Below are 16,509 nucleotides of genomic sequence, written 5' to 3'. Positions count from 1 at the left end.
CCGACCGGTTCGACGCTGCCCCCGGTTCGGCACCGGGCCGGCCTTCATGGACGCCAATGCCCCTCTTGATGCCCCGCCGTTTGCATTGCATAGCGGAACCGAACCCTGTTTCTGACACCGGACGGAAAGGATGATCCCGTTGCGCACCTTTGGAAAATGGCTCGGGCGGATACTTGCCGCACTCCTGTTGGCCGCCATCGTCGCCGGCGTCTGGAAACGCGATGAACTGACCCGCCTGATGGCGGTGAATTCGCTCTTTTCCGCAGACAATATCGTGCAGAACTTCTCGCACATGGACCAGGCGTTCCTGACCGCACCCGTTCCGCGCGGACCGCTGGCGACAAGCGAACTGGCCTATGGGCCGGAAACCGCGCTGCCGGACGGAACCGCGCAGTGGATCAGCGACCGCAGCGTGACCTCGCTCCTCGTGATGAAGGATGGCGAGATCCGGTACGAGGAATATTTCCTTGGCACCGCGCCCGACGATCGCCGCATATCCTGGTCGATCGCCAAGAGCTACCTGTCCGCCCTGTTCGGGGTTCTGCTCGACGAAGGCGCGATCGCGTCGCTGGACGATCCGGTGACGAAATACGCGCCGAAACTGACAGGAACCGCCTATGACGGGGCGAGCATCCGCAACGTGCTGAACATGGCGAGCGGCGTGGTGTTCGACGAGGATTACATGGACAAGGGGTCCGACATCAACCGCATGGGCCGGGTGGTGGCCCTGGGTGGAACGCTGGACGACTTCGCCGCCAGCTTTTCCGAAACCTTCGCCCTTCCCGGCGAACAGTGGCAATACGTGTCCATCGATACCCATGTGATCGGCATGGTGATCCGGGGCGCAACCGGGCGCGGCGTGGCCGAGTTGCTGTCCGAGAAGATCATCGCCCCGCTTGGACAGGAATACGACGGCTATTACCTGACCGACGGCACCGGCACCGCCTTTGTCCTCGGCGGGCTGAACCTGACGACGCGGGACTATGCCCGCTTCGGACAGATGATCCTGCAGAACGGACAATATGGCGGCAGACAGGTGGTGCCCGCCGACTGGATCGCGGCTTCGACCGCGCCGAGCGCGCCGACCGCACAAGGCAAGATCGGCTATGGCTACCAGTGGTGGATTCCCAAGGGCGCCCATGACGGCGAATTCATGGGGCGTGGCATCTACGGGCAATATCTCTATATTGATCAGGCTAGGGGCGTCGTCATCGCGACCACCGGGGCCGACCGGAATTTCCGCGACCCCGGCGTGAACGACGCCAATGTGGAGATGTTCCGCCGGATCGCGGACGGCCTGTAGGAGAGATGGCGATGGAACCGGTAGACAGTGTGAACGTTCTGGGCGCGGCGCTGGCCTCCTGTTCCGGCGACCCGGTGACGGGGTTCTTCCGCGACGGGCATTGCAACACCTGCAAGGCCGATCACGGCAGCCACACGGTCTGCGCGGTGATGACGGCCGAATTCCTGGCGTACTCGAAATATGTCGGCAACGACCTGTCCACGCCCCGGCCGGAGTTCAATTTCCCTGGTCTGAAGGCGGGCGATCACTGGTGCCTCTGCGCAGCACGCTTCCTTCAGGCGCATGACGAAGGCTGCGCGCCCCGGGTCAACCTGGCCGCGACCCACAAACGGGCGCTGGACATCGTGCCGCTGTCGGTGCTGCAAAGCCACGCGCTGCCTACGGGCTGAAGCAGACCCTGGTCTTGCCGCATCGGCTGCGATCAACCTGACGGCCGCGCGGAACGCTCAGCCCGCCGCTGACCGCAGCCGGGTTGCTCAGCCCGTTCGGCCCCGGCTGCGTCAGCAAGACATGGATCCGGCGGACGGTATCTTCGGGCGTCTGCGCGCCGCCAAGAAGCCGCGCGAGGCTGAGGACCGGCCGGAGCGAAGTCGGCCCTCCCCGCCACAAGATTGTGGCGGGGAGGGCGCCGCGATCACGCGCCGGCTTGGGGTGGGACGCCCGAAGTCAGTCCTTTTCCTCCATCCCGAAGCCGAGCGCCTTGGCGACGGTGAAGATGTCCTTGTCGCCGCGCCCGCACATGTTCATGCAGATCAGGTGATCCCGGGGCAGTTCCGGGGCGATCTTCATCACATGCGCCAACGCGTGGCTGGGCTCCAGCGCCGGGATGATGCCTTCCTGGAGACAACAGAGCTGGAACGCTTCCAGCGCCTCGGCATCGGTGATGCTGACATATTGCGCGCGTCCGATATCGTGCAGCCAGGAATGTTCCGGCCCGATGCCCGGATAGTCGAGCCCGGCGGAAATCGAAAATCCTTCGAGAATCTGCCCGTCCTCGTCCTGCAGGAGATACGTCCGGTTGCCGTGCAGTACGCCGGGGCGGCCGCCGGTAAGCGAGGCGCAATGCTCCATCTTCTCGTTCACGCCCTTGCCGCCGGCCTCGACGCCGATGATGTTGACGGACGGATCGTCGAGGAAGGGAAAGAACAGGCCCATGGCGTTAGATCCGCCGCCGATGGCGGCGACCAGCGTATCGGGCAAACGACCCTCGGTCGCCTGCATCTGTTCCTTGGCTTCCTTGCCTATGATGCTCTGGAAATCGCGCACCATCGCCGGATAGGGGTGCGGCCCGGCGACGGTGCCGATGCAGTAGAAAGTGTCGCGCACATTGGTGACCCAGTCGCGCAGCGCGTCGTTCATCGCGTCCTTCAATGTGCCGCGCCCAGAGGTGACGGGGATCACTTCGGCACCGAGAAGGCGCATCCGGAACACGTTGGGTTTCTGCCGCTCCACATCATGTGCGCCCATGTAGACCACGCATTTCAGCCCGAACTTGGCGCAGACCGTGGCGGTGGCGACCCCGTGCTGCCCGGCGCCGGTTTCGGCGATGATGCGGGTCTTGCCCATGCGCCGCGCTAGGATGATCTGGCCGAGTACGTTGTTGATCTTGTGCGCGCCGGTGTGGTTCAGTTCGTCCCGCTTGAGATAGATTTTCGCGCCACCCAGATGGGTCGTCAGGCGCTCCGCGAAATAAAGTGGGCTCGGGCGACCGACATAATGGGTCCAGAGGTCGTTCATCTCGGCCCAGAAACTGTCATCGGTCTTGGCTTTCTCGTATTCCTCTTCGAGGCTCAGGATTAGCGGCATCAGCGTTTCGCTGACGAACCGCCCGCCGAACTTGCCGAACCGCCCGTTTTCATCGGGGCCGGTCATGAAGGAGTTAAAGAGATCGTTGGCCATTGCGCACCTTTCGATGGGTTTCTCCTGTCCTAGAACGCGCGACGGTCGAGAGCAAGCCAAGGCATTTCGAAATGCCTTGGCAACGCGGGTTGCAACCCGCGTAACAAGACGCTTCAAGCGTCTTGAGAAAGGGCTTTCGAAAGCCCTTTCAGCGCAAACGACGCACTGGCTGGCTATTGCAAAAGATGACGAAATGACGACCGTTCTCGACCGCCTGGTATCCGAGCCGGTTGATCTCGTTGAGGAACATCGCCCGGCCCACAAGACGCTCGACGTCGCGCACCTGACGTTTGACAACCCCGCCGCGCCGTGCCTCAGCCGAGCTGAAGATCTGTGCCAACCAGGCTTCGGGGGTCAGATGTCCAGGTAGTGTCGCCATCTCACGGTCTTGCCGGAAAACCGGTTAAGACTGCGTTAAGCGCGGGCGGCGGCGGCGAAGGCGCGGATCAGACCTGCATCCTTGACTCCCGGCGCGCTTTCCACGCCCGACGACACATCGACCTGCTGCGCACCGGTCATGGCGATGGCCTCCGCCACATTCCCCGGCGTCAGCCCCCCCGCCAGCATCCATGGCACCGGCCAGCGCCGTCCCGCGATCAGCCGCCAGTCGAAGGCCAGCCCATTGCCTCCGGGCAGTTCGGAGTTCCTGGGCGGTTTCGCATCGACCAGAACCTGGTCCGTGACACGCAGGTATTCCCCCAGTCCCGGCAGGTCGGCTTCATCGGCGACCCCCACCGCCTTCATCACCGGCAGGCCGTATCGCGCCCGGACGCCGGCCACGCGATCGGGGCTTTCCCGGCCATGCAGTTGCAGCATGTCCAGCGGCACGGCTTCGATCAGCCGGTCCAGCGCCGTGTCATCCGCATCCACCGTCAGCGCCACCTTGCAGATCCCTTCGGGCACCGATACGGCGAGGTCCGCGGCGACGGAAAGTTCGAGATGACGGGGCGATCTGGGGAAGAAAACGAATCCCACATAGCGGACTCCGGCGGCGACCGCCGCCGCAACCGCCTCCTGCGAGGTCAGACCGCAGATCTTGACATGGACGCCTTCGGGCATGGCGGGGTCAGCCGGCCTCTTCCAGGATCGCCAGAACCTCGTCCTTGCCCTCGTGCTTCTCGGTCTTCAGCTTGCCAACTTCACGTTCCAGCTTGCGCACTTCGCGGGCTTTCACCGTCGCTTCGCGCCGATGCTTGTATTCGCGCATCCATTCCCAGAAGAACCCGATCACCAGGCCGGCGACGATCCCGCCCAGCACCACCACGAAAAGCGGCAGCGACATGCCGGCGTTGAATCCCAGCATCTCGGCCAGGGCGTCCGGCATCAGTTTCAGGGTCACGAAATCCCGGTTCGCGAGCGACATCGAAATCAGGATGACGCCCAGCGATCCGAGGAATGCGTAGCGAATGTATCGCATCGGTCTACTTTCCGTTCAGCCGGTCCCGCAGCAGTTTTCCTGTCTTGAAAAACGGGACATGTTTTTCCTCAACATGCACGGTTTCCCCAGTGCGCGGATTGCGACCGATGCGCGCGTCGCGCTTCTTGACCGAAAACGCGCCGAACCCGCGCAGTTCGACCCGGTCGCCCCGCGCCATCGCTTCCGTGACTTCTTCGAAAACCGTATTCACGATCCGTTCCACATCACGCTGGTAGAGATGCGGATTTTCATCTGCAATTTTTTGAATCAATTCCGATCTTATCATAAGGACGCTCCCTCCCAGAGCACACCCGCGCATTCCGTGCCGACACCTGACTATAGGACGAAACGCGCGACTCTGGAACCAGAACTATTTAGAGAAAAACAAAAAAAACACGGACTTGCCCGGAAATTCCGCCGAGGCCCGCCGCGGCGGAAGCGGGGATCGCCGCTTGGGGCGGCGGCGGCGCCAGCATGATTCGGACAGTCCGGCGGTTCAGGGGCAGCCCCCGAAAGGTCCGTTTCACCGCCTTGGCTTGTCCCAGTCCGCCGCCGGAACATCGCGGCGCTGCAACCGCATGGCCAGGCCGACCGCGACCCCGACGCCGATGGCCACGGTGAGATCGGCGACCACCGTCAGGACCAGCGTCAGGATCAGCAGGAACCGGTCCGACCGGCGGTTCTTCAGGTATCCGCGCCATTTGTGCGGCTCGCTCATGTTCCAGGCCGTCAGGATCAGCAGCCCCGCCAGCGCCGGCATTGCCAGACCGCCCGCCAGCGGCGCCGCGACGACCATGAAGACGAGGATCGCCGCCGCGTGGATCAGGCCGGCGACAGGCGTCCTGCCACCGGCCCGCACGTTGGTTGCTGTCCGGGCAATGGCGCCCGTCGCCGGAAGTCCGGCAAACAGCGCCGATCCGAGATTGGCCGCGCCCTGCGCGATCAGTTCGGCATCGGGCCGGTGGCGTCCTCCGGCCATCCTGTCCGCGACCATCGCCGACAGCAGCGATTCGATCCCGGCCAGAAAGGCGATGACAAAGGCCGAGGGCAGCAGTTCCGCGATGCGGCCCATCGTGATCGGCGGAAAGGACGGCACCGGCAATGTGCGCGGCAGTTCCCCGAACCGGGACTGGATCGTATCGACCGGCCAACCGGCGATGGCGCACAGAACAGAGGTCAGCCCGACCGCGACGATGAGACCGGGAAACCTCGGAAAGCCCCGCCTGAGCAGCGTGACAAGCCCGATCGTCGCCAGCCCGATGGCCAAGGCAGGCAGGCTGAAGGTGGACCGCGCCTCCCAGAGAACCGCCAGCTTGCCGAAGAACTCCGCAGGCACTTCGGCCAGCGACATCCCGAACAGGTCCCCGATCTGGCTGGTCGCGATGATGATCGCGATGCCGATGGTGAAACCGTCGATCACCGGCTCGGGCACCAGCCGGATCAGCCGCCCGGCGCGCAGCAGGCCCGCGACCAGAAGGATCACCCCCGCCATCAGTGTCGCGAGCACCAGCCCGTCATACCCGTAGTCGGCGATGACGGCGAAGACGACGACGATGAATGCCCCCGTCGGCCCGCCGATCTGGACCCGGCTGCCGCCCAGAAGCGAAATCAGGAAGCCGCCGACAATCGCCGTCACCAGCCCCGTGGCCGGATCGGCGCCGGATGCGATGGCAATCGCCAGGCTCAGCGGCAGCGCGACCATCGCCACCGTGAGCCCGGCCAGAAGGTCGGCCAGGAACGTCTGGCGGTCATAGGTCCGCAATGTCGTCAGCAGGATGGGCGTCATGACCCGCACCCTATCCGCAGCCGCCGAAATGCAAAGAGGAAATCGGCGCCATTCCCGATCCCTCCGGTGCGTCCGGTCGCTCCGCACAAGGGCAATAGGGGCTGCGGGCCGTCCGCCGCAAACGAAAAGGCCCCGCCCGAAGGCGAGGCCAATGTCTTGCTTCCGGTCGCGGATCCGGGGTTACTCGTTGCCCTTCAGCGCCGCACCCAGGATGTCGCCCAGCGACGCGCCGGAATCCGAGGAGCCATACTGTTCGACGGCTTCCTTTTCCTCGGCGATCTCGCGCGCCTTGATCGACAGGCCCAGACGGCGGGTCTTGCTGTCCACGTTGGTCACGCGCACATCGACCTTGTCGCCGACGCTGAAGCGTTCCGGACGCTGTTCGGAACGGTCGCGGGACAGGTCGGAGCGGCGGATGAAGGATTTCATGCCTTCATATTCCACTTCGATGCCGCCATCCTCGATCGCCGTCACGGCGACGGTGATGACCGAACCGCGCTTCACGCCGCCAACCGCCTCGGCGAACTTGTCGCCGCCAAGCGCCTTGATCGACAGGCTGATGCGCTCCTTCTCGACATCGACTTCGGACACGACCGCCTGAACCACGTCGCCCTTGCGGTAGTTCTGGATCGCATCTTCGCCGCGCTCGTCCCAGGACAGATCGGACAGGTGGACCATGCCGTCGATATCGCCGTCCAGACCGACGAACAGGCCGAATTCGGTGATGTTCTTGACCTCGCCCTCGACCTCGGTGCCCTCGGGATGGGTTTCGGAGAACACTTCCCACGGGTTGCGCATCGTCTGCTTGAGACCGAGCGACACCCGGCGCTTGGCGCTGTCGATTTCCAGCACCATGACTTCGACTTCCTGGGAGGTCGACACGATCTTGCCCGGATGAACGTTCTTCTTGGTCCAGGACATCTCGGACACGTGCACGAGGCCCTCGACGCCGGGTTCCAGCTCCACGAACGCACCGTAATCGGTGATGTTGGTGACGCGGCCGGTGTGCACCGATTCCAGCGGATACTTGGCGGCGACCAGATCCCACGGATCTTCCTGAAGCTGCTTCATGCCGAGGCTGATGCGGTGGGTGTCCTTGTTGATCTTGATGACCTGAACCTTGACGGTCTCGCCGATCGACAGGATCTCGGACGGGTGGTTGACCCGGCGCCACGCCATGTCGGTGACATGCAGCAGACCGTCGACACCGCCCAGATCGACGAAGGCGCCGTATTCGGTGATGTTCTTGACCACGCCGTCCACGGCCTGGCCTTCGGTCAGGTTGCCGATGACCTCGGCACGCTGTTCGGCGCGGGATTCTTCGAGGATCGCGCGGCGGCTGACAACGATGTTGCCGCGGCGGCGGTCCATCTTGAGGATCTGGAACGGCTGCTTCAGACCCATCAGCGGGCCGGCGTCGCGCACCGGGCGCACATCCACCTGCGAACCGGGCAGGAAGGCGACGGCGCCGCCCAGATCGACGGTGAACCCGCCCTTGACCCGGCCAAAGATCGCGCCTTCGACGCGCTCTTCCTCGGCATAGGCTTTCTCCAGACGATCCCAGGCTTCCTCGCGGCGGGCCATCTCGCGCGAAATCACGGCTTCGCCGCGCGCGTTCTCGACCTGGCGCAGGAACACTTCGACCTCGTCGCCGGGGGCGATTTCGGGAGCTTCACCGGGGTTTGCGAATTCTTTCAGATCGACACGGCCTTCCATCTTGTAGCCGACGTCGATGATGGCCTGTCCCGCTTCGATCGCGATGACCTTGCCTTTGACAACGGACCCTTCCTCGGGCGTGTCCATTTCGAAGCTTTCGTTCAGGAGGGCTTCGAATTCCTCCATGGATGCGTTAGCGGACATGTATTAGTCGTTTCCTTTTCACATTTTTCCGGCCGCGCGGTTGTCTCCGCCGGTCTTTCGGGTTCAAGTTGGTCTTCACACCGGCCCAGAATAAGCGAAGGGCCGCGGAATTCCCCGGCCCTGCTCGTGATGTCTGCGATCTGGACTGCCGCTTTGACATCGCGGCGTATAGTCGACTGCGCCCCTGTTCGCAAGGGGCAATGAACGCGCGGCGTCCGCGTCAGCCAAACAGCGGGTCCTCGAAACCCAACAGCGGATCCTCGAACCCGTCCATGGGATCAATATGGCCGAGAACACGCGGCATCGTCAGGGCGTCCAGCCCGTCGGTATTGCCGGGAATCACCGGGTCCACGTGCATTCCCTCATAGGCGGTCCCGTTGGTTCCCCAGATCGCCACGGTCCCGTCCACCCCGTCCAGGGACAGCGCCGGATCGTACTGGCTTTCGCCGGCGATATCGTCGATCTTCATGTATCCGGCGGTGTTGCTGGGGGTTCTGAAAACGAAACTGTCCATCTGAAATGCTCCTTGCGTGAAACCTGCGCGGTCCGGCCCGGATCAGGTCCGCGCCGATGCGACAGACGCTAGCAAGCGGTTGACGAGAACGTCAGTGTGGAATTCCGGACTGCGGTATTCCTGACCTTGACGGCTCAGACCCGTTGGCCGCGCCGCGCCGCGATGACCCCGATCGCCCTGGCGACGGCCTGCGCGACGCTCAGGTCGGAGGTGTCGATCGTGATGGCGTCCGCCGCCGGTTTCAGGGGCGCATCCGCGCGATTCATGTCGCGCGCGTCCCGCGCCTTCACATCCGCCAGCACCCGGTCATAGCTGTCCCCGGACCCGGCCGACTTCTGTTCCTCGAACCGGCGGCAGGCCCGCACTTCGGGGCTGGCGGTGACGAACAGCTTCACATCGGCGCCGGGGCAGATCACCGTTCCGATGTCGCGCCCGTCCAGCACCGCGCCCTTGGCGCCCCGCGCGAATCCGCGCTGGAAATCGACCAGCGCCGCCCGGACCCCGGCCAGCGCGGCCACCCTGCTCGCCGCCTGCGCGACTTCGGCGCTGCGCAGGTTCTCCGCCTCCAGGTCGGCCGCGGACAGGCCGCGGGCGCACTCCACCGGGTCGCCCCCGGCCAGCACCCGCGCCCCGACCGCCCGGTACAGCAGCCCGGTGTCCAGGTGCTCGAACCCGAAATGCGCCGCGACCGCCCTGCTGATCGTGCCCTTGCCCGCCGCGGCGGGCCCGTCGATGGCGACGACAAAGCTCATCCGGCGCTCCTGATCCTGTCGGCGCTCCAGCGCACGGCCACCGACAGCAGGCCGAGCGCCACGATCAGCCCCGATACCGCCAGAAGCTGGAACTTCACCTTGGTATAGAGCAGCGCCGTTTCGATCTCGGTCGCGCCGGGATCGGTCGACCGCAGCAGCCCCGCCACCAGCGCGTTTTCCAGCAGGTCCGTGTAAAGATAGACCAGCGGCACCAGCGCCGCCACCAGCGCCAGGCGCCCGACGCGCGGCCGCCAGATCAGGATCGTGGACAGGGCCAGCGCCCCCGCCAACGCCACCGGGAACACGGTGTCCAGCGCCCGCTGCGCAGACAGATAGGTGCCGCGCGCATCCTGCGTCATCGTCACCAGATAGCCCTGCACCTGTTCGACCGCGGCGTCGCTGCTCTTGAAATCCATCAGCGCCGGATCGTTGGATCCCGCCCGGATCGCCGGGATCGTCCAGAGCCACTGCGCCGCGAAGCTGAGAGCGGCCAGCGCGATCAGGCCCAGAAGGACAAGATGCAGCCGCCGCATGGTCAGCCGTCCGGGTGGGACAGGGCCGCGCCGAGCCGGCCCATCAGGGGTTCGAACACCGGAAAGGACGTGGCGATCGGCGTGCCGTCATCCACCGTCACCGGCTGCTGCGCCGCCATGCCCAGAACCATGAAGGACATGGCGATCCGGTGGTCCAGGTGGCTGGCGCATGTGGCGCCGCCGGTCACGCTGCCGGGGCCGTTGCCTGTCACCGACCACCAGTCCTCGCCCTCTTCGACGGCAATGCCGTTGGCGCGCAGCCCGTCCGCCATCGCCGCGATCCGGTCGCTTTCCTTGACCCGCAACTCGCGCACGCCGCGCATCATGGTCACGCCGTGGGCAAAGGCCGCGACCACCGACAGCACCGGGTACTCGTCGATCATGCTGGCGGCGCGTTCCGGCGGCACGTCGATGCCGCGCATGTCAGGCGAATACCGGACTCGCAGGTCGGCCACGGGCTCGCCGCCCTCTTCGCGCTCGTTCTCGAAGGCCAGGTCCGCGCCCATCTCGCGCAGGGTGGCGAACAGGCCGGCGCGGGTCGGGTTGAGCCCGATCCCCGGCACCAGCACATCCGAACCCGGCACGATCAGCGCCGCGCAGACCGGAAAGGCGGCGCTGGACGGATCGCGCGGTACCGCGATGACCTGCGGCACCAGTTCCGGCTGCCCGGTCAGGGTGATGACCCGGCCCTCCTCCGTGTCCTCGGTCGTGATCTCGGCCCCGAACCCGGCGAGCATCCGTTCCGTGTGATCGCGGGTCGGTTCCTGTTCGATGACGACGGTCCGGCCCGGCGCGTTCAGCCCGGCGAGCAGCACCGCGGATTTCACCTGTGCCGACGGCACCGGCACGGTGTAGCGCACCGGCACCGGGTCTTCCGCGCCGACGATGGTCATCGGCAGCCGCCCGCCGGACCGGCCCACGGCCTGCGCCCCGAACAGCGCCAGCGGGTCCGTGACCCGCGCCATCGGGCGCTTGTTCAGGCTGGCGTCGCCGGTGAAGGTCGCGCTGATCGGGCTGGTTGCCATTGCCCCCATGATCAGCCGCACGCCGGTGCCGGAATTGCCGCAGTCGATCACCCGGTCCGGTTCCGCAAAGCCGCCGACTCCGACGCCGTGCACGCTCCAGTTGCCGCCGCCCTCGTCCGTCACCTCGGCCCCGAAGGCGCGCATGGCCCTGGCGGTGTCCAGAACGTCCTCGCCCTCCAGAAGCCCGGAAATCCGTGTCTCCCCGACCGTCAGCGCGCCCAGGATCAGCGAGCGGTGCGAAATCGACTTGTCGCCGGGCACCTCCGCCACGCCGGAAAGAGGCCCGCAGGGGGCCGACATCATCGGAACGGGAGAACCGTGAGCAGACATTTTGCGCCTTTCTGAAAATCACCCGCACCCGCTTTAGCGCAAGGTCCAGGCGGGGTCCACAGCCGGCGTGTCCGGGCCGGAACCCGCCGCGGACCAATGCGGCCGGACCCGCGATCCGCCGCTACAGGCGGCGGAACGTCAGGTAATGCGGCACCCGGCCCTCGCGCAGCGCCTTCTGTTCGTAGCGGGTCGAAATCCAGTCGTCCCAGGGCCTGCGCCAATCGGCGGGACGCTCCGCCAGCCAGTCGAACCCGGCCCTCGGCACCTCCTGCAGCGTCTGGCGCACGTAGTCGGGAATGTCGGTCGCGATGCGCAGGATCGCGCCGGGTTTCATCGCCCGGTGCAACGGCGCCAGATGTTCCGGGGTCACGAACCGGCGGCGGTGGTGGCGTTTCTTCGGCCAGGGGTCGGGATAGAGCAGGAAGGCGCGGTCGATCGACTGTTCCGGCAGCACGTCCATCAGGTCGCGCGCATCGCCCGGATGGACCGCCAGGTTGTCCACCCCGGCGCGACGGATCTTGCCCAGCAACATCGCGACGCCGTTGATATAGGGTTCCGCGCCGATGATCCCCACCTGCGGATTCGCCGCCGCCTGGTGCACGAGATGTTCGCCGCCGCCGAATCCGATCTCCAGCCACACCGGCCTGCCGCCGAACCGCGTTTTCAGATCCAGCGGCGCCCGGTCGGGGTTCACATCCCAATCCACCGCGCCGGGCGACAAGGCCGCGAGATCCTCGTCAAGATAGGTCTTCTGGCTTTGCTTCAGGGTCTTGCCCCTGAAGCGGCCATAGAAGTTGCGGTGCGGTCGGCGGGTGGGTGTCATGGCGCGGTTGGCGGTCAGACGGCCTGTTTCAGCGCCTCGACCAGGTCGGTGCGCTCCCAGCTGAAGCCGCCGTCGTGCTCGGGTTCGCGTCCGAAATGGCCATAGGCCGCGGTGCGCTGATAGATCGGCTTGTTCAGTTGCAGATGTTCGCGGATGCCGCGCGGGGTCAGGTTCATCACCTTGCCGACCGCGGTTTCGATCCGGTCGTCCTCGACCTGCCCGGTGCCGTGGGTGTCGACATAGATCGACAGCGGTTTGGACACGCCGATGGCATAGCTGAGCTGGAGCGTCGCCCTGTCGGCCAGTCCCGCAGCGACGATGTTCTTGGCGAGATAGCGCGCCGCATAGGCGGCGGAGCGGTCCACCTTGGTCGGATCCTTGCCCGAGAACGCGCCGCCGCCATGCGGGGCCGCGCCGCCATAGGTGTCCACGATGATCTTGCGCCCGGTCAGGCCCGCATCGCCGTCCGGACCGCCGATCACGAACTTGCCGGTCGGGTTCACATGCCATTCGGTCGCCGCGGTCAGCCAGCCGTCGGGCAGAACCTCGGTGATATAGGGTTCGACGATGGCGCGGATGTCGTCGCTGGTCAGATCCGGGTCCAGATGCTGGGTCGACAGCACGACCGAACTGACACCGACCGGCTTTCCGTCGCGATACACCACCGAAAGCTGGCTCTTTGCGTCGGGTCCGAGCGCCGGTTCGGTGCCGTCCTTGCGCACATCGGCCAGCCGCCGCAGGATCGCGTGGGAATACTGGATCGGCGCGGGCATCAGCGCCGGCGTCTCGTTGGTGGCGAAGCCGAACATGATGCCCTGGTCGCCGGCGCCCTCGTCCTTGTTCTCCGCCGCGTTCACGCCCTGCGCGATATGGGCGGACTGTTCATGCAGCAGGTTGGTGACTTCGACCGTCTGGTGGTGAAACTTCTCCTGCTCGTATCCGATGTCCCTGATGCAGGCGCGGGCGATCTCGTCGATGCGCCCCATGTATTCGTGCAGCTTGTCCGGATCGGACAGACCCACCTCGCCCCCGATCACCACGCGGTTGGTGGTTGCAAAGGTCTCGGCGGCCACGCGCGCCTCGGGCTCCTCGGACAGGAAGGCGTCCAGAACCGCATCCGAAATCCGGTCGCAGACCTTGTCGGGGTGGCCCTCGGAAACCGATTCCGAGGTGAAGGTATAATTGTTACGGGACATGAAAGTGCTCCATTGGGGTTAAGCCCGCCACGTCAGGAAGCCGTTGTGACAGGTGCCAGCCGAGTTAAGCCCCGCCAGCGGCGGGGTCAATCGCCTAGGCCGATTTAATTTTCCGCCCGCGCGTCAGGCCCGCCGCCAGCAGCCCCGCCAGAAGCAGCGGCAGGACCGGCCAGTCGCCGCTGCGCGCATACAGGGTTGGCGCAAGCGGCGCGGGCAGGCCGGCATCGACGAACCCGGCTTCGCCCAGGGGCAGGCTGGCGATTATCCCGCCCCTGGGGTCAATCATCGCGGAAATGCCGGTATTGGCCACGCGCACCATGGGCAGGCCCTGTTCGATTGCCCGCATTCGGGCCTGCGCCAGGTGCTGATAGGGACCGGCGTTCTTCCCGAACCAGGCGTCATTGGTGATCTGAAGCAGGAAATCCGGCCGCGCGCCCGTGCCGCGCATGTCCTGCGGAAACACCGCCTCGTAGCAGATCAGCGGCAGCGCCAGTCCCAGGGTGCCGAAATCCATGACCCGCGGTCCGGACCCGGCGCTGAATCCGTCGCCCTCCCGCGCCGCGAACCCGCGCAACCCGAAGCTGGCGGCAAGGTCGCCGCCGGGAAAATATTCGCCGAAGGGCACCAGGTGATGCTTGTCATAGATCGCCGCGACCTGTCCGGTGCCATCGAGCTTCACCAGCGAATTGTAGCTGCGCCGCCCATCCGTGCGCTGGATGCCCAGCGCCAGCGGCGTGCCCCCGGCGGCTTCGGCGATCACCTCGAGCGCGGGTCCGGCATAGTCCAGCAGCGTCGGCACGGCGGTTTCCGGCCAGACGATCAGGTCCGGATGCGGACGTTCGGCGGTGAACCCGACCTGCCGTTCGAAGAACACCGGGATCATGTCCGGATCCCATTTCTGGTGCTGCGGCGCGTTGGGCTGCACCAGCCGCACCGTCCCGACGGCGGGATAGGCATCCGGCGCCCCGCGCGCGGCCCAGAAACTTCCGGCGGCCAGCACGGCGGCGGGCAGCAGGCTCGACAGCCGCCGCGGGACGGGGCCGCGCTCCAGCAGCGCCTGTCCGGGCAGCACCGCCGTCAGCAGCGTGAGAAGCGCCAGGCCGTGCGGGCCGATCCAGGCCAGGAGCAGCACCGCACCGGTGCCGACCCAGACCTGCGCCAGCGCCGCCCAGGGAAACCCGGTCAGGACATAGGCGCGGGCCAGTTCCGCCAGCGAGACCGCCAGGATCAGCGCCCAGAGCCGCCCGGCGGGATGCGCCGTCACCCGGAACGCGCCCCAGAAGGCGGCGGCCCAGAACAGCGCCAGCCCCCCCGCCAGGAACGCCAGCGCGAAGGGGGCCATCCAGCCATGCCGCGCCACGTCCACCAGGAAGGGTTCGACGATCCAGGCGAGCCCGTGGGCGAAATAGCCCGTGGCCAGCCCCCAGCCGATCCAGCCCGCCTGCCCGGCCCGCGCGATCCCGCGCAAGAGCCAGGGGATGCAGGCCAGCGCCAGCACCGTCGCCGGCCACAGCCCGTAGGGCGCAAGGCCAAGCGCCGCGACGGCGCCCAGAACCAAAGCCTGCCCGGTGCGGACCAGCGGCAGCCGGCGCTCCGGTGGCGTCATGCGCCGTGATCGGGCAGACGCACCCGCAGCCGCTTGATGCGGCGCGGATCGGCGTCGATGACTTCGAACTCCGGCCCGTCCGGATGCTGCACGACCTCGCCCCGCGTCGGCACCCGGCCCGACAGCATGAAGACGAGCCCGCCCAGCGTGTCGATTTCCTCTTCATCGACCTGGTCGTGGTCGGTCAGCGACTGCCCGATCTCGGCCTCGAACTCGGCCAGCGGCGTCTTGGCCAGCGCGATGTAGCAGCCGGGCTTTTCCCGCACCCAGGTCTGGTCCTCGTCCGTGTCGTGTTCGTCCTCGATCTCGCCGACCACCTGTTCGATCAGGTCCTCGATGGTCAAGAGCCCGTCGACCCCGCCATATTCGTCGATCACCAGCGCCATGTGGCGGCGTTCGGTCTGCATCTTCGCCAGCAGCACCCCGATCGGCATCGACGGCGGCACGAAGAGCAGCGGGCGCAACATCGAATCCAGGTCGAATTCCACGCTGCCGCCATTGAACCCGTGGGTCAGCGCGAAATCCTTCAGGTGCACGAAGCCCAGCGGCGTATCCAGCGTATTCTCATAGACCGGGATGCGCGTCATGCCGCTGTCGCGGAACAATTGCACAAGCTCGTCCTTGCTGATGCTGTTGGAGGCGGCGACGATCTCCGCTGTCGGGATCGCCACATCCTCGACCCGCATCCGGCGCAGGTTGATCATGCCATGCGGGGTCCTGGCCACGGGCGCACCTTCGGCGCCGGTATCGGCCGGGCTCAGCGCGTCTATGATCCTGCCGAAGAATCCCGACCGTTCGGGGGCGTCTTCCGTGTCCGGCGCGTCCGCCGGGATATGGTCCGTGTCGTCCCGAGACTGCGCGCCTTGCGCCGCGCTAGAACTGCCGTCTGTTTCGCCCATGTGTCCTGTCCGAATGAGGGCCTCAAGGACCTTCCGTGTCCCTATATGGGTCATCAAGCCCCAGTCTGCCAAGTATCTCGACCTCAAGTCGTTCCATCAAAGTGGCATCCGGGTCACGAATGTGATCATAACCAAGAAGGTGCAGCAGTCCATGAACGACCAGATGCGTCACATGGTCCGCCATCGGCTTGCCGGCGGCCGCGGCCTCGCGGGCGCAGGTTTCGAAGGCGATCGCGATGTCGCCCAGCGCGATCTCTCCGGTCGCGTCCGGTTCCGGGGTCCGCGGGATGCCGCCGGGATCGGCGGCGGACAGGTCCTCCGCGGGCCAGCTCAGCACGTTGGTCGGCTGCGCCTTGCCGCGGAATTCCCGGTTCAGCGCCGCGATGCGCGCGTCGTCGCAGGCCATGACCGTGACCTCGCAGTCCTCCGGGTCGAGATCGCAGGCCCGCAGCGCCCCGGACACCGCCCGTTCGGCCAGTGCCCCGATATCGAGATCCGCCCAGACGTCGCTTTCGATGATCGATTCGATTGCCATGATGACCGATGTGTAGCGATCCGGCGGAAAA

At 66.1% G+C, this 16,509-nt stretch carries 18 protein-coding genes and 1 riboswitch; of the genes, 2 read left to right on the top strand and 16 right to left on the bottom strand.

Features of this window, described 5'->3' with window-relative positions:
* The first annotated feature begins 139 nt into the window (after window positions 1–139).
* Together QO034_RS12490 and QO034_RS12485 are read left to right on the top strand one after the other, a co-directional pair.
* Complete coding sequence (locus QO034_RS12490) at window positions 140–1,303, top strand: serine hydrolase domain-containing protein (RefSeq protein WP_284485932.1); 1,164 nt, start codon at window positions 140–142, stop codon at window positions 1,301–1,303.
* 11 nt (window positions 1,304–1,314) lie between these two features.
* Window positions 1,315–1,692 carry a DUF2237 family protein gene (locus QO034_RS12485; RefSeq protein WP_284485872.1) on the top strand — a complete coding sequence of 126 codons (378 nt, stop codon included), beginning with the start codon at window positions 1,315–1,317 and terminating at the stop codon, window positions 1,690–1,692.
* 277 nt (window positions 1,693–1,969) lie between these two features.
* Here QO034_RS12485 and trpB read toward each other — a convergent pair whose 3' ends face one another.
* From trpB to ybeY, 16 genes are all read right to left on the bottom strand, one after another.
* A complete protein-coding gene (gene trpB / locus QO034_RS12480; RefSeq protein WP_284485871.1) occupies window positions 1,970–3,202 on the bottom strand; it encodes a tryptophan synthase subunit beta in 1,233 nt (410 codons plus the stop codon).
* Between the two features lie 148 nt (window positions 3,203–3,350).
* Window positions 3,351–3,581, bottom strand: a complete 231-nt coding sequence (locus QO034_RS12475) for an N-(5'-phosphoribosyl)anthranilate isomerase (RefSeq protein ID WP_284485870.1) — start codon at window positions 3,579–3,581, stop codon at window positions 3,351–3,353.
* Between the two features lie 35 nt (window positions 3,582–3,616).
* Window positions 3,617–4,261 (bottom strand): phosphoribosylanthranilate isomerase, encoded by a 645-nt coding sequence (locus tag QO034_RS12470; protein ID WP_284485869.1) that lies wholly within the window; start codon window positions 4,259–4,261, stop codon window positions 3,617–3,619.
* Window positions 4,262–4,268: 7 nt separating this feature from the next.
* Window positions 4,269–4,619, bottom strand: coding sequence for a LapA family protein (locus QO034_RS12465; protein WP_284485868.1), 351 nt, complete (start codon window positions 4,617–4,619; stop codon window positions 4,269–4,271).
* Between the two features lie 4 nt (window positions 4,620–4,623).
* The gene (ihfB, locus tag QO034_RS12460) at window positions 4,624–4,905 is read right to left on the bottom strand and encodes an integration host factor subunit beta (RefSeq protein WP_284485867.1); all 282 of its coding nucleotides are present in this window, start codon (window positions 4,903–4,905) and stop codon (window positions 4,624–4,626) included.
* A 237-nt stretch (window positions 4,906–5,142) separates the two neighbouring features.
* Entirely contained in the window at window positions 5,143–6,405 is a 1,263-nt protein-coding gene (locus tag QO034_RS12455) for a SulP family inorganic anion transporter (RefSeq protein WP_284485866.1), read from the bottom strand.
* 180 nt (window positions 6,406–6,585) lie between these two features.
* Window positions 6,586–8,265 carry a 30S ribosomal protein S1 gene (rpsA, locus tag QO034_RS12450; protein ID WP_284485865.1) on the bottom strand — a complete coding sequence of 560 codons (1,680 nt, stop codon included), beginning with the start codon at window positions 8,263–8,265 and terminating at the stop codon, window positions 6,586–6,588.
* A gap of 220 nt (window positions 8,266–8,485) precedes the next feature.
* Complete coding sequence (locus QO034_RS12445) at window positions 8,486–8,779, bottom strand: hypothetical protein (protein WP_284485864.1); 294 nt, start codon at window positions 8,777–8,779, stop codon at window positions 8,486–8,488.
* A 134-nt stretch (window positions 8,780–8,913) separates the two neighbouring features.
* A complete protein-coding gene (locus QO034_RS12440) occupies window positions 8,914–9,531 on the bottom strand; it encodes a (d)CMP kinase (protein WP_284485863.1) in 618 nt (205 codons plus the stop codon).
* Entirely contained in the window at window positions 9,528–10,064 is a 537-nt protein-coding gene (locus QO034_RS12435) for a hypothetical protein (protein WP_284485862.1), read from the bottom strand. Before QO034_RS12435 ends, QO034_RS12440 begins: the two co-directional genes overlap by 4 nt.
* Before the next feature lie 2 nt (window positions 10,065–10,066).
* Entirely contained in the window at window positions 10,067–11,419 is a 1,353-nt protein-coding gene (aroA, locus tag QO034_RS12430; protein WP_284485861.1) for a 3-phosphoshikimate 1-carboxyvinyltransferase, read from the bottom strand.
* Between the two features lie 121 nt (window positions 11,420–11,540).
* Window positions 11,541–12,242, bottom strand: coding sequence for a tRNA (guanine(46)-N(7))-methyltransferase TrmB (gene trmB / locus QO034_RS12425; protein WP_284485860.1), 702 nt, complete (start codon window positions 12,240–12,242; stop codon window positions 11,541–11,543).
* 14 nt (window positions 12,243–12,256) lie between these two features.
* Window positions 12,257–13,438 carry a methionine adenosyltransferase gene (gene metK, locus QO034_RS12420; protein WP_284485859.1) on the bottom strand — a complete coding sequence of 394 codons (1,182 nt, stop codon included), beginning with the start codon at window positions 13,436–13,438 and terminating at the stop codon, window positions 12,257–12,259.
* A 5-nt stretch (window positions 13,439–13,443) separates the two neighbouring features.
* Window positions 13,444–13,493, bottom strand: a riboswitch (SAM-SAH riboswitch).
* Window positions 13,494–13,532: 39 nt separating this feature from the next.
* Window positions 13,533–15,044: an apolipoprotein N-acyltransferase gene (gene lnt / locus QO034_RS12415; protein ID WP_284485858.1), complete on the bottom strand. Its 1,512-nt coding sequence runs from the start codon at window positions 15,042–15,044 to the stop codon at window positions 13,533–13,535.
* Window positions 15,041–15,943, bottom strand: a complete 903-nt coding sequence (locus QO034_RS12410; protein ID WP_284485857.1) for a hemolysin family protein — start codon at window positions 15,941–15,943, stop codon at window positions 15,041–15,043. Before QO034_RS12410 ends, lnt begins: the two co-directional genes overlap by 4 nt.
* Before the next feature lie 22 nt (window positions 15,944–15,965).
* Window positions 15,966–16,478 (bottom strand): rRNA maturation RNase YbeY, encoded by a 513-nt coding sequence (gene ybeY, locus QO034_RS12405; protein ID WP_284485856.1) that lies wholly within the window; start codon window positions 16,476–16,478, stop codon window positions 15,966–15,968.
* Between the last annotated feature and the right edge of the window lie 31 nt (window positions 16,479–16,509).

This window comes from Sedimentitalea xiamensis, from assembly GCF_030164465.1.
Classification (GTDB): domain Bacteria; phylum Pseudomonadota; class Alphaproteobacteria; order Rhodobacterales; family Rhodobacteraceae; genus Sedimentitalea; species Sedimentitalea xiamensis.
This window is presented reverse-complemented; position numbering and strand designations above follow the sequence as displayed.

What these genes read in the sequence shown, in the direction of transcription:
- QO034_RS12470 (WP_284485869.1), bottom strand. Translation starts at nt 4,261, where the DNA reads ATGCCCGAAGGCGTCCATGTCAAGATCTGCGGTCTGACCTCGCAGGAG.
- trpB (WP_284485871.1), bottom strand. Translation starts at nt 3,202, where the DNA reads ATGGCCAACGATCTCTTTAACTCCTTCATGACCGGCCCCGATGAAAAC.
- QO034_RS12485 (WP_284485872.1), top strand. Translation starts at nt 1,315, where the DNA reads ATGGAACCGGTAGACAGTGTGAACGTTCTGGGCGCGGCGCTGGCCTCC.
- trmB (WP_284485860.1), bottom strand. Translation starts at nt 12,242, where the DNA reads ATGACACCCACCCGCCGACCGCACCGCAACTTCTATGGCCGCTTCAGG.
- QO034_RS12445 (WP_284485864.1), bottom strand. Translation starts at nt 8,779, where the DNA reads ATGGACAGTTTCGTTTTCAGAACCCCCAGCAACACCGCCGGATACATG.
- QO034_RS12465 (WP_284485868.1), bottom strand. Translation starts at nt 4,619, where the DNA reads ATGCGATACATTCGCTACGCATTCCTCGGATCGCTGGGCGTCATCCTG.
- rpsA (WP_284485865.1), bottom strand. Translation starts at nt 8,265, where the DNA reads ATGTCCGCTAACGCATCCATGGAGGAATTCGAAGCCCTCCTGAACGAA.
- QO034_RS12475 (WP_284485870.1), bottom strand. Translation starts at nt 3,581, where the DNA reads ATGGCGACACTACCTGGACATCTGACCCCCGAAGCCTGGTTGGCACAG.
- QO034_RS12410 (WP_284485857.1), bottom strand. Translation starts at nt 15,943, where the DNA reads ATGGGCGAAACAGACGGCAGTTCTAGCGCGGCGCAAGGCGCGCAGTCT.
- QO034_RS12455 (WP_284485866.1), bottom strand. Translation starts at nt 6,405, where the DNA reads ATGACGCCCATCCTGCTGACGACATTGCGGACCTATGACCGCCAGACG.
- metK (WP_284485859.1), bottom strand. Translation starts at nt 13,438, where the DNA reads ATGTCCCGTAACAATTATACCTTCACCTCGGAATCGGTTTCCGAGGGC.
- aroA (WP_284485861.1), bottom strand. Translation starts at nt 11,419, where the DNA reads ATGTCTGCTCACGGTTCTCCCGTTCCGATGATGTCGGCCCCCTGCGGG.
- ihfB (WP_284485867.1), bottom strand. Translation starts at nt 4,905, where the DNA reads ATGATAAGATCGGAATTGATTCAAAAAATTGCAGATGAAAATCCGCAT.
- QO034_RS12440 (WP_284485863.1), bottom strand. Translation starts at nt 9,531, where the DNA reads ATGAGCTTTGTCGTCGCCATCGACGGGCCCGCCGCGGCGGGCAAGGGC.
- lnt (WP_284485858.1), bottom strand. Translation starts at nt 15,044, where the DNA reads ATGACGCCACCGGAGCGCCGGCTGCCGCTGGTCCGCACCGGGCAGGCT.
- QO034_RS12435 (WP_284485862.1), bottom strand. Translation starts at nt 10,064, where the DNA reads ATGCGGCGGCTGCATCTTGTCCTTCTGGGCCTGATCGCGCTGGCCGCT.
- ybeY (WP_284485856.1), bottom strand. Translation starts at nt 16,478, where the DNA reads ATGGCAATCGAATCGATCATCGAAAGCGACGTCTGGGCGGATCTCGAT.